Here is a 13,237-nt window from a genome sequence, read left to right on the forward strand (position 1 = left end):
TTGACGGTCATCGAGTCCTTTCCGTACGGCCGAAAAACGCACGTACCCAGGACGAAACCGGCGGGTGAGGCCGGCCGGGCACGACGCGCATTATGAGGACGCGCGCCACCCCGGCGGGGAATGGAAGACGGGTTGCTTCCGGAAACTTCCCGCGCCGGTATTACCCGGATCGGGTGCAAAGGGTCTCTCTCAGCCTCGCCGCCACGGCATGAAAATCATGCACGCCTGTGGGCAAAGCACCCCTGTTTCGTCGAAGGCCATTAGACCATAAAAGGCGCGGCGCCCGCAAACCAGCGGCCGGCGCGTTTCGCGGATGGTTTGATCCGGCACCGTCTTTTATGTCGCCTATGCGGCCCGCGCCAACGCTCTGGCACAATGCCACGAGCACATGCCGCGGCGGCACGGCGCGGCGCGCGTCACCGGCGCCAATCGCCCGCCCGGCGCCGCGTTTCGCCGGGGCGCTCGAGTCGGGACGGCACGGTCTTCTGGCGCGGATTAATTTTCGCTTAAGGGCCGCGCGCCAGAATCGGACGCTCGCCGGCCCTGCGTTCATCGGGGCCGCCGGCAAGGCATGTAGGCCAGCACTTCACCAGGATGCTCATGACACCGAATACTTCAGCCCGCCCCGTGCTGCCGACGGACGACAAAGTCTCCGCCTGGAGCCTGATCAAACCCTACTGGGTCTCCGAAGAGCGCAACACGGCGTGGGGGTTGCTCATCGCGATCATCGTGATGAATCTGCTCGTGGTGTGGATCAACGTGCGCCTGAACCGCTGGAGCGCCGATTTCTACAACGCGCTGCAAACCAAGAACGTGCACGACTTCCCGCACCTGCTGATGGTGTTCTCGGGACTCGCGTTCGGTTTCATCATCCTGGCGGTGTACGGGCGCTATCTGCGGCAGATGCTCGGCTTCCGCTGGCGTCAATGGCTGACCACCCGCTATCTGAACGAATGGCTGCACGACAGCGCGTTCTACCGGATCGAACGCGACCGGCTCGCCGACAACCCCGACCAGCGGATCAGCGACGACCTGCAATCGTTCGCCACCACGACGCTCTCGCTGACGCTCGACCTGCTGTCCACCGTCGTCACGCTGGTGTCGTTCATCACGATCCTGTGGTCGCTCGCCGGCGCGCTGACCGTCTCGCTCGGCGGCATGCCGGTGCAGATTCCCGGCTACATGGTGTGGGCCGCCGCGCTGTACGCGGTGATCGGCTCGCTGATCATCCAGAAGGTCGGCCATCCGCTCGTGCCGATCAACTACCAGGCGCAGAAGGTGGAGGCGGATTTCCGTTTCGGCCTGATCCGTCTGCGTGAAAACGCCGAGCAGATCGCGTTCTACAACGGCATGGAAACCGAGAAGACGAACGCGCATTCGCTGTTCGGCCGGATTCGCGACAACTGGTGGCAGGTGATGAAGTACACCAAGCGTCTGACCTTCGTGCTCAGCTTCTACGGTCAGATCGCGATCATCTTTCCGCTGGTGGTCGCCGCGCCGCGCTACTTCGCGGGCGCCTTCACATTCGGCGTGCTGATGCAGATTTCCAGTGCCTTCGGCACCGTCAGCGATTCGTTCTCGTGGTTCATCAACAGTTACGGTTCGCTGGTCGAATGGCGCGCCACCGTGAACCGGTTGCGCGAATTCAAGCGCATCGTGCATGCGCCGCGTCTGAAGGAATCGGTGTCGCCGGCCACCTCGCACGGCGGCATCAACCTGCATTTCGTCGATGCCGACAAGCTCACCACCGAAGGCCTCAAGCTCGCGCTGCCGAACGGCAATCCGCTGTCCACCATCCGCGATATCGCCATCACACCCGGTTCGCGCTGGCTGGTACGCGGTCCGTCCGGTTCCGGCAAGAGCACGCTGATGCGCGCGCTGGCCGGCCTGTGGCCGTTCGGCGATGGCTCGATCGACGCGCCGGTCAACGCCCGCATGATGTTCATCCCGCAGGTCAGCTACATGCCGATCGGCACGCTGAAGGCCGCGCTCGCCTATCCGTCCGCCGCCGACACCTACACCGACGACGACTGCCGCGAAGCGCTCGTCACCTGCCATCTGTCGGAATACGCGGACCGTCTGCAGGAATCGGGACATTGGACCCGCATTCTGTCGCCGGGCGAACAGCAACGTCTGGCCGCCGCGCGCGTGTTGCTGCACAAGCCCGACTATCTGTTCCTCGACGAAGCGACCAGCGCGCTCGATTCGGAAAACGAAGCGCGCCTGTATCGCCTGTTCACCGAACGCCTGCCGAAGGCGGCCATCGTCAGCGTCGCGCATCGCGAGGCGCTGGCCGCCTTCCACGACGAAACGCTCGACGTCGAGCGTTCCGGCGAAGCGCTCGCCGCATGAGTGCGCCGGGCCCGGCCTTCGATCGCGTCGTGCTGATCACCGGCGCGGGCTCCGGCATCGGCGCGGCGCTGGCCCGGCGCATTGCCGCGCCGCGCACCGCGTTGATGCTGCACGCGCGCGGCGCCGACGACGCATCCCGTCAACGCCTCGCCCAGGTCGCGACCGATTGCGGCGCGAACGGCGCGCATTGCGAGACGCTGTGTGCCGACCTCGGCGAACGCGGCGCGGCGGACCACGTGGTCCATCGAACGCTCGTCCGTTTCGGCGCGCTCGATCAGCTAGTGGCCAATGCCGGCCACGCGCAGCGCCAGACGCTGCACGCCCTCGACCCCGACACGTTCAACGCCGCGATGGCCGCGATGCCGGCGGCGTTCGCCGCGCTCGTCCAACACGCGGCGCCGGCGCTGGAAACCTCGCAGCGCGGCCGCGTGGTCGCGCTCAGCTCGTTCGTCGCGCACCGGTATCGCGCGGACACGCCGTTCGCCGCGACGGCCGCGGCGAAAGCGGCGCTCGAATCGCTCGCTAAAACGGCGGCCGCCGAACTCGCGCCGCACGGCGTCACCGTGAATTGCGTGGCGCCGGGTTATACCCGTAAAGATCGCGGCCCAAGTGCCGATAATGCGTCGGTATGGCATCACGCGGCGCAGGCGACGCCGCTCGGCCATGTCGCCGAACCGGCCGACGTCGCCGCACTGATCGCCTTCCTGCTGTCCGACGAAGCGCGCCATATCACCGGCCAGGTGATCCACGTCGACGGTGGCCTGACGCTGGGCTGATCGGCCCGCGTTCTGCGTCTCCTCCTCCGCCGCGCCGCAGCGCGCGTCCCGCAACATCCCGAAACACCCGAGAAGAGTTCGAAAGCATTTGCGAAGCCGCCAGGCTGTTCCGTGCTTTGAATGCGCCCGTGTTCGGCGACGATAGTCGTGCCCGGTGCTGACCGACCGCCCTCTTTCGACCGCCATCCGACACCGCCCATGACCTTCATGCCGAGCCTGCGCGCCAGCGCTTTCACGCGAGCCTCACAGGCCACACGCAGCACGTGGCTCGGCGCGCGGCGCCCGTGCTCGCGGCTTGCCGTCGGCGCGCTGCTCGCCGCTGGGCTCAACGGCTGCGCGTGGACGCTGATCTCCGCCGCCGACGCCACCGGTTCGGTGATCCAGGCCGGCTACGCGATCGCCGCCAACTACTCGTCGCCGACCTTCGTCAACGGCCGTCCCGCCGATGTCCGGCACGTCTGCATCGAGGTGAATCAGACGGTGTCGGTCGGCGACTTCGTGCCGGCGCTGCAACTCGCGCTCGACCGGCGCGGCATCCGTTCGGACGTGTTCAATCCGGGCACCTCGCCGGCCGGCTGCGAGGCGCGCCTCGTCTACAACGCCGCGATCGACTACGGCCGCCGCTCGTTCAGTGACGAATCGATCCAGTACCTGTCGATCATCGACCTGACGCTGATCCAGAACGGCCGCATTCTCGTCACCGCGCGCTATCAGACCAGCGGACTCAACACCGACCGTTTCTCGACGGCCTCGACCAAACTCAACGGCTTGATCGAGCGGATGGTGGTCGACCGGACCGACCTCGCGCATCAGCCGATGCAAACCATTCAGACTTCCCAGGCCAATTAGGCCGGCCTGGCCTGGCCGTGCCTTGCCGACTCTTACGCGGGAAAGGATTCGAAAGCGTCGCGCGCTTTGCGTCGTGGATGTCGCTCACTAAGATGGATTGCATGAACCCATCCATTCTGGTCGTCGACGACGACCCCGTCGTACGCGAACTCGTCGGCGACTATCTGCAGGGACGCGGCTTCAAGGTCGCCACACTCGAACACGGTCTGGCGTTGCAGCGCTGCTTGCAGAACGAACGTCCCGCGCTGATCGTGCTCGACATCATGATGCCGGAGCTCGACGGCATCAGCGCATTACGCGCGTTGCGCGTGGCCGGCGACGACATTCCGGTGATTCTGCTGACCGCGCGCGCCGATCCGATCGACCGCGTGATCGGTCTCGAACTTGGCGCGGACGACTATCTCGGCAAGCCCTTCGAACCCAGTGAACTGGTCGCGCGGATTCGCACCGTGTTGCGTCGGCGCGGCACGCTCGCGCCGAGCGCGCCGGAGCAGCGCGCACCGTATCGTTTCGGACGTTACGAGGTGAATTTCCCGGCGCGCGAATTGCGCCGCGAAGGCGAGCGCATCGCGCTGCGTTCAAGCGAATTCGCGATGCTGAAGGTGTTCGTCACGCACGCGATGACCGTGCTCACGCGCGCGCAGTTGCTGGAGAAACTGCACGGCAATAGCGAGGCGCATCGCAACCGCAGTCTGGACGTGTCGATCTGGCGCTTGCGGCGGCTGATCGAAGTGGATCCGTCGGAACCGCGCTACGTGCAGACGGTGTGGGGACGCGGCTACGTGTTCGTGCCGGATGGCGAGATCGGCGCGGGCGAGCGCAGCGAAGGGCCGCTGACGTAGCGGCACGCGCCCGGACCCGGCGGCTCAGAACGTCAGCACGCTCAGAAACATGCGCTGCAGCCAGCCCATCGTCGTCGCATCGGACACCATGCCGACGCCCGCCTGTTCGATGCGCGCGTTGGCGACCTTGCTCGACGCGACGTAATTGCCCGCCTCGATATCCTTCGGATTGACGATGCCCGACAGCCGCAGACGATCGCGGTTGCCGCTCATCGCGATCATCTTCTCGCCCGACACCACCAGGTTGCCGCCGGACAGCGTGCCGATCACCGTCACCGCGAGCGTGCCGGTCATGCCGCTGGTGTCGGTGAGACTGCCCTGGCCTTTGTAGTCGGTGCTCGCCGAGCCGACGTTGAACAGCTTCGCGAGGCGCGCGGCGGCGTTGGTCGATTGATCGGCGGCGGCGGCGGTGATGCTGCTCGAACGGCTTGCCGTCGCATTCGCGCTGTTGCTGCCGCTATACGATTCGGCAAGCCGGATGGTCAGCACGTCGCCGATATGTTGCGCGCGCGGCGTTTCGTACAGCAGCAGCGGCGTGCCCGCCTGGTAGATCGCGCCCTGCGTGTTCACGTTCAGCGGCGCGGACGCGAGCGGCGGCGCCATCGGCGTTTCGACGATCGACGGTTGGCGGCCGCTCGAACACGCGGCGAGGCAAACGGCCGCGCCCAGCGCGACGGTGAGTTGAAGCGCGGTCATGCATCCTCCATGGTTTGATTGGGTTGCGCGGCCCTCGTCCTGCTTGCGGATCGCGTGCATTACCCGGCCTCCGCGCCGCTCGCCTGCCATTGCCGCACGACCGATTTCACCCATGCGTCCGAACCCTTCAGCAGATAGGTGAGCGTGCCGTTGCGCGTGCCCGGCAGGAAACACAAGGTGATCGAACTCACGGCGTTTTCCCACACGTAGGTGGGCAAAGCGCCCGACGCCGTCACGTTGCGGGTGGCCAGGCGCGGCGGCCCGTAGCGGTCGGCGAGCGCATCGCGCAGGTCGTCGGCGGTGATTTCGTCGACGACGAAGGAAATCTCGTAGAGACGCAGCGCATTGTCCGCGTCCATGCGTGCGAAGCGCAGCACGTGCTCCAGCGCGGGCGCGCCGTCCACCACCGCTTGCGACAGCGCCCAGCCGTCGTTGCCGCGATGCGCCCAACGGCACGCCACGGTCAGACTTTCATGCGACTTCAAACGCATGCCCAGGGCGCCCGCCTGCACGTCCGTCTCGCAGATCGGCACGCTGCCGACGGGCGTCGCCCGCACGGTCGAACCGGCGCGGAACTCGTCGAGCGTGATGCCGAGCGAGACGCCTCGGAACGCGAATGGCACGTCTTGCGTGGCTGGACGGCGGCGCGCATCGGTGGTGGTGTCTTTCGAGGCGGCGCTTGCCGCGCTTGCCGCATTCGCATCGCGCGCGACCGGCTGTGCCTGCGCGGCCGGCGCAGCGGCGCACGCAAGTGCGCCTGCCAGAACACACGCGACCACGCAGCCAGGCAGACGGTCACGCAAACTACCGGGCCGCGCCGGCGCGCAGTCAATCCGTTTGAGTGTCATGATTCAGTCGATCGCGGATGAACACATGTCGAACGGGGTGGCCGCGGCATGGCCGACGACCGGGATGATTTTCAGCGTCGCCGAGGTGAGCCGGCACGGCAGCGCGGCGACGGCGCAGCCGCCAAGCGGCAGCAGCGCCGCGCCGAGCGTCAACCACGCGACGACGCGAATGCAGCGGTCAAAAGTTCTCGGGGTCGACACACGGGCCTCGGTGCGTCAGGCTGTGGTGTTGACGTGATGCCCGACGAGTCCGGCCGGCGCTGACGGCAACGCCTCCGCAGCGGCTTCATGCGTGGGCGTGGCGGCGTTGGCGTTAGCCGGTGCGGCGGGTTTGGCCGCGGGCGGCGTCGGCGCCAAAGAAGAAAAACGGGTCGAGCTGAAATTGCTGTGAACGGTCATGATGATGAGCCTCGCGTGGCATCAGGTTTCGATTTCACGCCGCGCGCGGTGGGCCCAAGGCATAGGCTGAATCCGGTGAGCGGCGCAACGTACTGCGTGACGAATCATCACGCCGCGCGGCGCGACGCCAAGCACGAAGCACAGCGCGCTTTCCGGCGGTTCTTTCGAGCCATTTCCAGCGGTTTCCAGCGGTTGCGAGCGGTTCCAACAAAGCGCAAATTCTTTCTTCCGAGGAATTTTTTGGCGATGCGGAACGAATTGAACGGAATTGAACGGCGTGCCGGATTCGCCGATGCACAGACCGCGTGTAATACGCCGCGAGCCTTCAACGACGGGCCTGCCGCGCACACCGGCAAGCGTGCCGCCGGCAGGGGTAAGCATTGGTAAGAAAACACCCGGACGCGCGTTGCGCGCGCCAGTCTAGAATTTCGCCATGAATCCACAGGTCCTTATCGTCGACGACGATCCGGTCGTACGCGATCTGCTATGCAAGTTTCTGCAGTCGAACGGTTTCGACGCGTCGGTGCTGCATGACGGCACGCATTTGCAGCGGCGGCTCGAACGCGAACGGCCGTCGGTCGTCGTGCTCGACATCATGATGCCGAACACCGACGGCCTGCGCGCGCTCACCGCGCTGCGCGCCGCCGGCGACGACATTCCGGTGATCTTCGTGACGGCGCGCGGCACGGTGGCCGACCGCATCGTCGGGCTCTCGCTCGGCGCGGACGACTATCTGACCAAGCCGTTCGATCCGCGCGAACTGCTTGCCCGCATCCATACGGTGCTGCGTCGTCGCGGGCCGTCTACCACCAGCGCGCCGGAAGCGCGCAAGCCCTACCACTTCGGGCCGTTCGAGCTCGATTTCGCGACCCGCTCGCTATCGCGCGACGACACCAAGCTGCCGCTGCGCGACAGCGAATTCGCGCTCCTGAAGATCTTCGTCAATAACCCGTACAAGGTGCTGTCGCGTGTGCTGATTCACGACCTCGTGCATCGCGACAACCTCGCCTTCCGCGACCGCAGTCTCGACGTGCCGATCTGGCGTCTGCGTCGCGTGATCGAGGAAGATCCGTCCAATCCCTGCTACGTGCAGACGGTGCGCGGCAAAGGCTACGTGTTCGTACCCGACGCCGACGGCACGCCGTTCGCCGACGAGGCCGCCTCCAGCGCATGAAAAACCCGCTGAACACGCTGTTCGGCAGAATGGCGTTGCTCTCGACGGCGGTGTTGTTCGCGATTCAGGCCGGCTGGTTCGTGCTGGTGGTGATGCAGCCGCCGCGCCACGAGATCGACGGTTTCGCGCGCGGCATTCTGCTGGTGCTGCAGGCCGTGAACGGCGAGCCGATGAAGGGCGCCGCGCTCGCGCCCGCCATGCGCGTGCACCTGGTGCCGACCTGGAACATGCCGGCGAGCGTGCATCTGCATCCGCCGACGCAGCACCCGCTGATCGAATTGAGCCGGCAGTTGCGCGCCAATCTGCCGCCCGGCACCCAGATTGCCGTCGACGATCTGCGTCCGCCGCAGTTGTGGGTGCTGTTTCCCGGCAAGTCGAACTGGGTGGTCGTGCCGGTCGACGTGCCGCCGCGTCCGCACTTCCTGATCGAAGCCGTGTCGATGCTCGCGGGCGCGCTGATTCTGTCGCTGCTCGCGGTGTGGCAGATGCAGAAGCCGTTGTCCCGGGTTGCCGTCGCGGCCCGCGCGTTCGGTTCGGGCGGCCGCCCGGAGCCCGTGACCGTGCAAGGTCCGCGCGAGTTGCGCGATCTGATCGGCTCGTTCAACGACATGATGCGGCGCCTGAACGAGGCCGGCGACGATCAGGCGGTGATGCTCGCGGGCGTCGCGCACGATCTGAAAGCGCCGCTTACACGACTGAAGCTGCGCGCCAGCGTGCTGGTGGAGGAAAGCGAACGCGCGGGTCTGATTCGCGACGTGGACTCGCTGACCAATATCGTCCAGCAGTTCCTCGAATTCGCGGGCCAGTCCGCCGATGCCGGGCCGCCGGTCGAGGTCGAGGACTTTCTGCGCGAGCAGTTTTCCTCGGGCGACGACAGCGACAACGCGGAACACAGCGAAAGCGCGGATAGCGGCGAGGCGCCGCTCTTCAAACTCGATCTGCGCGCGGGCCCGTCGTTCACCTTGCCGCGCACGCTGCTCGACCGGCTGGTGACGAATCTCGTGGACAACGCGCTCGAACACGGCGCGCCGCCGGTGGAGATCGCCACTGAGCGCATCAATGGCACCAAGGGCGCCGACGGCACCGAGAGCCGTTGGGTCATCAGCGTGCGCGATCACGGCCCAGGCATTCCCGACGACCGCATTGCCGCCGCGATGAAGCCGTTCGTACGGCTCGATGCCGCGCGCGGCGGCGAAGGACATTGCGGATTGGGTCTCGCGATCGTCGCGCGGCTCGCGCACGATCGCGGCGGACGCTGCCATGTGCGCAATCACGCGCGAGGCGGACTGGAAGTGCGGATTGAATTGCCGACGACCGCGGCGCTGATTTGAAATTTGAAGTCGCGGGCGGCCTGGCTCAAACCACCAGGCGGCTGCGCAACAAATCGATCGTCGCCTGCGTCAGCCCGAGGCCTTGCGTCAGATAGGCCGTCATCGTGCCGTAGCTTGCCTGCACCTGCTCGAAGCCCGCCTGCAGATAACTTTCCTGGACGTTCAGCAACGGCGTGTCGACGGTCGCGACCGCGTCGCCGTCCTGCGCGCGCAGCGTTTCGATCTGCGTCTCGATCGACTGCGCCAGATAGACATTGCTCAGCAGATAGTCCTGCGTGATGACGTCGAGCGGCACGTTGGCGATGCTCAGCAACAGCGCCGCGACCCAGCCCGCGCGATCCTTGCCCGCGCTCGAATGAAACAGCTGCGCGCCCGCGCCTGCCGCCAGATGCGTGAGCAGCGCGCCGTAGCCGGCGCGCTGCGCGGCGCCCGTGACGTAGGCGCGCGCCTGCGCTTCCATGAACGCGGCGGCGGCATCGGCCGTGTCGAACACCGGCGCGACGAAGTCGTTGGCGCCCAGCACGTTGTAGGTCGCGAGCGACGCGCCGACGGGCAGCACGTCGGCGGTGCGCGCCATTTCGCCGGGCGTGCGCAGATCGTAGACGGTGGCGATGGCGAGCTTGCCGAGCGTGGCGGCATCGGCGGCGTTGAGCGTCAGTGTGTTCGCGCGGTAGAACGCGCCACGCCGCATCTGTTTACCGTCGACGGTGGGATAGCCGGCGGCGGCGCCCGCGACATCGCGGAAATTGGCCACCGACGCCACGCGCGGCGTGGGCGGCTGATCGGCGCTGAGATTGCCGCCGCCGCATGCGGACAGCAGCGAGCCGCCGAGGCCCGACATCAGGAGCATGCCGGCGGAATGCCTGAGGAAGGCACGGCGCGACGGTGACGTCTCGTCCGAGGAAATCGTGACTTGCGCGCCGCCGCCGAGGCTAAGGCCGGCGTCGACACGCTCCGCTCGCGGCAGTTTCGTGCTCGCGAGGCGGCGGGAAAGCGAGCAGTTTTTTGCGGTGGCGGGCATTAGGCTTGGCTGGCGCGGCTGTGAAAGGGTCGTTCGCAGCATCGGCACTGCCGACGCAGTTTAACGGTGGACGATAAGTTTTGCGTTACAGCGTAGCAGTTGGTAAGGAAACGAGAGGTTGGCGACGGCGCACGATCGGCGAGGCGGCGGCCTTGCGTATGCGGTGTGTGAGCGGTGTATGTCGTCTGTGTGTCGTCCCTGCGTCGCGCCGCGCGCTTCGAAGTCATTTCCGCCCCGTTGCATCTCTTATCGATTATTACGTGGCGCGGCCTGACGCGGCCCGGCCTGACGTGGCCCGGCCATTTTTGACCACGACTGGCCTCGAAACGCCACGTCCCCGTAGAATACGAACACCCCACCATCGAGCTGCCGGCAGGCCGACAGACCTGGAGACCATAACAAAACATGTCTTCTCTCCAATGGTTCACCGAGTTGTCCCAGCGCGAACGCCGCACGCTTTATGCCGGCTTCGGCGGCTACGCGGTCGATGCGTTCGATTTCATGATCTACTCGTTCCTCATTCCGACCTTGATCGCGATGTGGGGCATGACCAAAAGCGAAGCGGGCATGATCGCCACCAGCTCGCTGATCTCGTCGGCGATCGGCGGCTGGCTCGCCGGCATTCTCGCCGACCGCTACGGCCGCATCCGCGTACTGCAATGGACCATCGCGACCTTCGCGCTGTTCACGTTCCTGTCCGGCTTCACGCATTCGTTCTGGCAACTGCTCACCACCCGCACGCTGCAGGGCATCGGCTTCGGCGGCGAATGGTCGGTCGTGACGATCATGATGGCCGAGACCATCCGCTCGCCGCAGCATCGCGCGAAAGCCGTCGGCACCGTACAGAGCAGCTGGTCGTTCGGCTGGGCGGCCGCGGCGATCATCTACTGGGCATTTTTCGCGTTGCTGCCGGAGCAGTACGCATGGCGTGCGTGTTTCTGGATCGGTCTGCTGCCGGCCGCGTGGATCATCTACATTCGCCGCAACGTCAGCGACCCGGACATCTTTCCGGAGACGCGGCGCGCGCGCGATAGCGGCTTCGATACCTCGCACTTCCTGCAGATTTTCGCGTTTCCCTATCTCAAGACCACCCTGCTCGGCAGTGCGCTGTGCACCGGCATGCTCGGCGGTTACTACGCGATTACCACCTGGCTGCCGACCTATCTGAAAACCGTGCGCCATCTGTCCGTGTTCAACACCAGCGGTTATCTGATCGTGCTGATCGTCGGTTCGTTCACCGGCTATATCGTCGGGGCGATTCTGTGCGACCGGATCGGCCGGCGCGCATCGTTCGTTCTGTTCGCGATCGGCTCGTTCGTGCTCGGCATGGTCTACACGATGCTGCCGATCACCGACGGCATGATGCTCGCGCTCGGCTTTCCGCTCGGCATCGTCGTGCAGGGGATTTTCGCGGGCGTGGGCGCGTATCTGTCGGAGCTGTACCCGAACGCGATACGCGGCTCCGGTCAGGGCTTCTGCTACAACCTGGGGCGCGGGCTCGGCTCGTTCTTTCCGATCCTCGTGGGGACGCTATCGCAAACCATGACGCTGGTGAAGGCGATGGGTATCGTCGCCGGCTCAGGCTATCTGCTGGTGATCGTCGCCGCACTGTGCCTGCCGGAGACCAAGGGTAAAGTCCTCGGCGCGGCACATCCCGCCGCCTGATTTCGCAGTACACATTCATGAAAACGATCGTTCTGGGCGGCGGCGTGATCGGCGTCGCCACCGCTTTCTACCTGTGCCGGCAGGGCTGCGAAGTGACGCTGATCGAGCGCGAACCCGATGTCGCGCTGTCCACCAGTTTCGGCAACGCGGGCGTGATCGCACCGGGCTACGTCACACCTTGGGCCGCGCCCGGCATGCCGGCGAAGATTCTCAAATACCTGTTCAAACCGGCCTCGCCGCTGATCTTCCGGCCGACCTTCGATCCCGCGCAGTGGCGCTGGATCGCGCGCTGGCTGCGCGAGTGCGATCTCGAACGGTTTCGCGTCAACAAGCAACGGATGCAACGGATCGCCTACTACAGCCGCGACTGTCTGCTTGAATTCCGCGCGCGTCATCCGTTCGACTATGGACGCAGCCAGGGCTATCTACAGCTATTTCGCAGCGAATACGACGTCGAACTGGCGCAGCCGGCGCTGACGGTGCTGCGCGACGCGGGTATCGCGCATCGGGAAGTCAGCGCGGCGCAGTGTGTGGAGATCGAACCAGGCTTGCGCTGGGCACGCGAAGCGCCGGTTTCCGGCCTCTATCTACCCGATGACGAAGCCGGCGATTGTGCACGCTTCACCCGCGAACTACGCGCGATCTGCGAACGCAATGGTGTGCAGTTCCGCTTCGACACGCGGGTCACATCGCTCGATGTGCAAGGCGGCGCGGTGCGTGGCGTGCGCATCGACAGCGAGCGCGGCGGCGAGACATTGGCGGCGGATGCGGTGGTGGTGGCGCTGGGCGTCGATAGTGCGGCGTTGCTCGCGCCGCTTGGCGTGAAGGTGCCGCTGTACCCGGTGAAAGGCTATTCCGCGACCTTGCCCGTTACCGACGACGAAAAGGCGCCGCGCGCCGCGCTGATGGACGAGTCGCTCAAAACCGCGATCACGCGCTTCGGCAATAACCTGCGTGTGGCTGGCACGGCGGAGCTGGGCAATCGGCAAACCACATTGCGCGAACAGGCGTTGCAGACGCTGATGAAGGTGCTGAAGGACTGGTTCCCGCATGCGGCGAATCCGACTTCCGCCCATTTCTGGGTTGGACGCAGACCGATGACGCCAGACGGCGCGCCGCTACTCGGCGCATGCGGCGTAGGCAATCTGTGGCTGAATCTGGGACACGGCTCGACGGGCTGGGCGATGTCGATGGGATCGGGACGCGTGGTCGCGGATCTGGTTACGGGGCAAGTGCCGGAGATCGATTTGGCGGGGCTGACGGTGGAACGGTATCGACGATAGC

14 protein-coding genes and 1 riboswitch are annotated in these 13,237 nt (G+C 66.0%); of the genes, 8 read left to right on the plus strand and 6 right to left on the minus strand.

Annotation, left to right across the window (positions count from 1 at the left end; all coding sequences use genetic code 11):
* Nucleotides 1-129: 129 nt before the first annotated feature.
* Nucleotides 130-254: riboswitch (TPP riboswitch) on the minus strand.
* Nucleotides 255-600: 346 nt separating this feature from the next.
* From LFL96_RS17755 to LFL96_RS17770, 4 genes are all read left to right on the plus strand, one after another.
* Nucleotides 601-2,352 (plus strand): ABC transporter ATP-binding protein/permease, encoded by a 1,752-nt coding sequence (locus tag LFL96_RS17755; RefSeq protein WP_280996515.1) that lies wholly within the window; start codon nt 601-603, stop codon nt 2,350-2,352.
* The gene (locus LFL96_RS17760) at nt 2,349-3,128 is read left to right on the plus strand and encodes an SDR family oxidoreductase (protein WP_280996516.1); all 780 of its coding nucleotides are present in this window, start codon (nt 2,349-2,351) and stop codon (nt 3,126-3,128) included. The genes LFL96_RS17755 and LFL96_RS17760 overlap by 4 nt, the downstream gene beginning before the upstream one ends.
* 198 nt (nt 3,129-3,326) lie before the next feature.
* Entirely contained in the window at nt 3,327-3,977 is a 651-nt protein-coding gene (locus tag LFL96_RS17765) for a hypothetical protein (RefSeq protein WP_280996518.1), read from the plus strand.
* A 101-nt stretch (nt 3,978-4,078) separates the two neighbouring features.
* Nucleotides 4,079-4,819, plus strand: coding sequence for a response regulator (locus LFL96_RS17770; RefSeq protein ID WP_280996519.1), 741 nt, complete (start codon nt 4,079-4,081; stop codon nt 4,817-4,819).
* Between the two features lie 24 nt (nt 4,820-4,843).
* Here the strand turns inward: LFL96_RS17770 and LFL96_RS17775 are convergent, their stop codons facing one another.
* The 5 genes from LFL96_RS17775 to LFL96_RS17795 are packed head-to-tail and all read right to left on the minus strand — an operon-like array spanning nt 4,844 to nt 7,143.
* The gene (locus tag LFL96_RS17775) at nt 4,844-5,515 is read right to left on the minus strand and encodes a flagellar basal body L-ring protein FlgH (RefSeq protein ID WP_280996520.1); all 672 of its coding nucleotides are present in this window, start codon (nt 5,513-5,515) and stop codon (nt 4,844-4,846) included.
* A gap of 59 nt (nt 5,516-5,574) precedes the next feature.
* Nucleotides 5,575-6,363, minus strand: coding sequence for a hypothetical protein (locus LFL96_RS17780; protein ID WP_280996521.1), 789 nt, complete (start codon nt 6,361-6,363; stop codon nt 5,575-5,577).
* A 3-nt stretch (nt 6,364-6,366) separates the two neighbouring features.
* Nucleotides 6,367-6,534: a DUF6726 family protein gene (locus LFL96_RS17785; RefSeq protein WP_348638426.1), complete on the minus strand. Its 168-nt coding sequence runs from the start codon at nt 6,532-6,534 to the stop codon at nt 6,367-6,369.
* 45 nt (nt 6,535-6,579) lie between these two features.
* The gene (locus LFL96_RS17790) at nt 6,580-6,762 is read right to left on the minus strand and encodes a hypothetical protein (RefSeq protein ID WP_280996522.1); all 183 of its coding nucleotides are present in this window, start codon (nt 6,760-6,762) and stop codon (nt 6,580-6,582) included.
* A gap of 21 nt (nt 6,763-6,783) precedes the next feature.
* A complete protein-coding gene (locus LFL96_RS17795) occupies nt 6,784-7,143 on the minus strand; it encodes a hypothetical protein (protein ID WP_280996523.1) in 360 nt (119 codons plus the stop codon).
* Between the two features lie 52 nt (nt 7,144-7,195).
* Between LFL96_RS17795 and LFL96_RS17800 the strand changes: the two genes are divergently transcribed.
* Together LFL96_RS17800 and LFL96_RS17805 are read left to right on the plus strand one after the other, a co-directional pair.
* A complete protein-coding gene (locus LFL96_RS17800; protein ID WP_280996524.1) occupies nt 7,196-7,936 on the plus strand; it encodes a response regulator in 741 nt (246 codons plus the stop codon).
* Nucleotides 7,933-9,267, plus strand: coding sequence for an ATP-binding protein (locus LFL96_RS17805; protein ID WP_280996525.1), 1,335 nt, complete (start codon nt 7,933-7,935; stop codon nt 9,265-9,267). Before LFL96_RS17800 ends, LFL96_RS17805 begins: the two co-directional genes overlap by 4 nt.
* Nucleotides 9,268-9,292: 25 nt before the next feature.
* Here the strand turns inward: LFL96_RS17805 and LFL96_RS17810 are convergent, their stop codons facing one another.
* Entirely contained in the window at nt 9,293-10,288 is a 996-nt protein-coding gene (locus LFL96_RS17810; protein ID WP_280996526.1) for a tyrosine-protein phosphatase, read from the minus strand.
* Between the two features lie 405 nt (nt 10,289-10,693).
* On the opposite strand from LFL96_RS17810, the gene LFL96_RS17815 reads away from it, so the two are divergent.
* A complete protein-coding gene (locus LFL96_RS17815; RefSeq protein WP_280996527.1) occupies nt 10,694-11,953 on the plus strand; it encodes an MFS transporter in 1,260 nt (419 codons plus the stop codon).
* A gap of 17 nt (nt 11,954-11,970) precedes the next feature.
* Nucleotides 11,971-13,236, plus strand: coding sequence for a D-amino acid dehydrogenase (locus tag LFL96_RS17820; RefSeq protein ID WP_280996528.1), 1,266 nt, complete (start codon nt 11,971-11,973; stop codon nt 13,234-13,236).
* Nucleotide 13,237 lies beyond the last annotated feature (1 nt).

This window comes from Paraburkholderia sp. D15, from assembly GCF_029910215.1.
Classification (GTDB): domain Bacteria; phylum Pseudomonadota; class Gammaproteobacteria; order Burkholderiales; family Burkholderiaceae; genus Paraburkholderia.

Coding starts and splice junctions, on each gene's coding strand:
- LFL96_RS17820 (WP_280996528.1), top strand. CDS start 11,971: ATGAAAACGATCGTTCTGGGCGGCGGCGTGATCGGCGTCGCCACCGCT.
- LFL96_RS17780 (WP_280996521.1), bottom strand. CDS start 6,363: ATGACACTCAAACGGATTGACTGCGCGCCGGCGCGGCCCGGTAGTTTG.
- LFL96_RS17755 (WP_280996515.1), top strand. CDS start 601: ATGACACCGAATACTTCAGCCCGCCCCGTGCTGCCGACGGACGACAAA.
- LFL96_RS17795 (WP_280996523.1), bottom strand. CDS start 7,143: ATGCTTACCCCTGCCGGCGGCACGCTTGCCGGTGTGCGCGGCAGGCCC.
- LFL96_RS17805 (WP_280996525.1), top strand. CDS start 7,933: ATGAAAAACCCGCTGAACACGCTGTTCGGCAGAATGGCGTTGCTCTCG.
- LFL96_RS17810 (WP_280996526.1), bottom strand. CDS start 10,288: ATGCCCGCCACCGCAAAAAACTGCTCGCTTTCCCGCCGCCTCGCGAGC.
- LFL96_RS17815 (WP_280996527.1), top strand. CDS start 10,694: ATGTCTTCTCTCCAATGGTTCACCGAGTTGTCCCAGCGCGAACGCCGC.
- LFL96_RS17770 (WP_280996519.1), top strand. CDS start 4,079: ATGAACCCATCCATTCTGGTCGTCGACGACGACCCCGTCGTACGCGAA.
- LFL96_RS17800 (WP_280996524.1), top strand. CDS start 7,196: ATGAATCCACAGGTCCTTATCGTCGACGACGATCCGGTCGTACGCGAT.
- LFL96_RS17760 (WP_280996516.1), top strand. CDS start 2,349: ATGAGTGCGCCGGGCCCGGCCTTCGATCGCGTCGTGCTGATCACCGGC.
- LFL96_RS17790 (WP_280996522.1), bottom strand. CDS start 6,762: ATGACCGTTCACAGCAATTTCAGCTCGACCCGTTTTTCTTCTTTGGCG.
- LFL96_RS17775 (WP_280996520.1), bottom strand. CDS start 5,515: ATGACCGCGCTTCAACTCACCGTCGCGCTGGGCGCGGCCGTTTGCCTC.
- LFL96_RS17765 (WP_280996518.1), top strand. CDS start 3,327: ATGACCTTCATGCCGAGCCTGCGCGCCAGCGCTTTCACGCGAGCCTCA.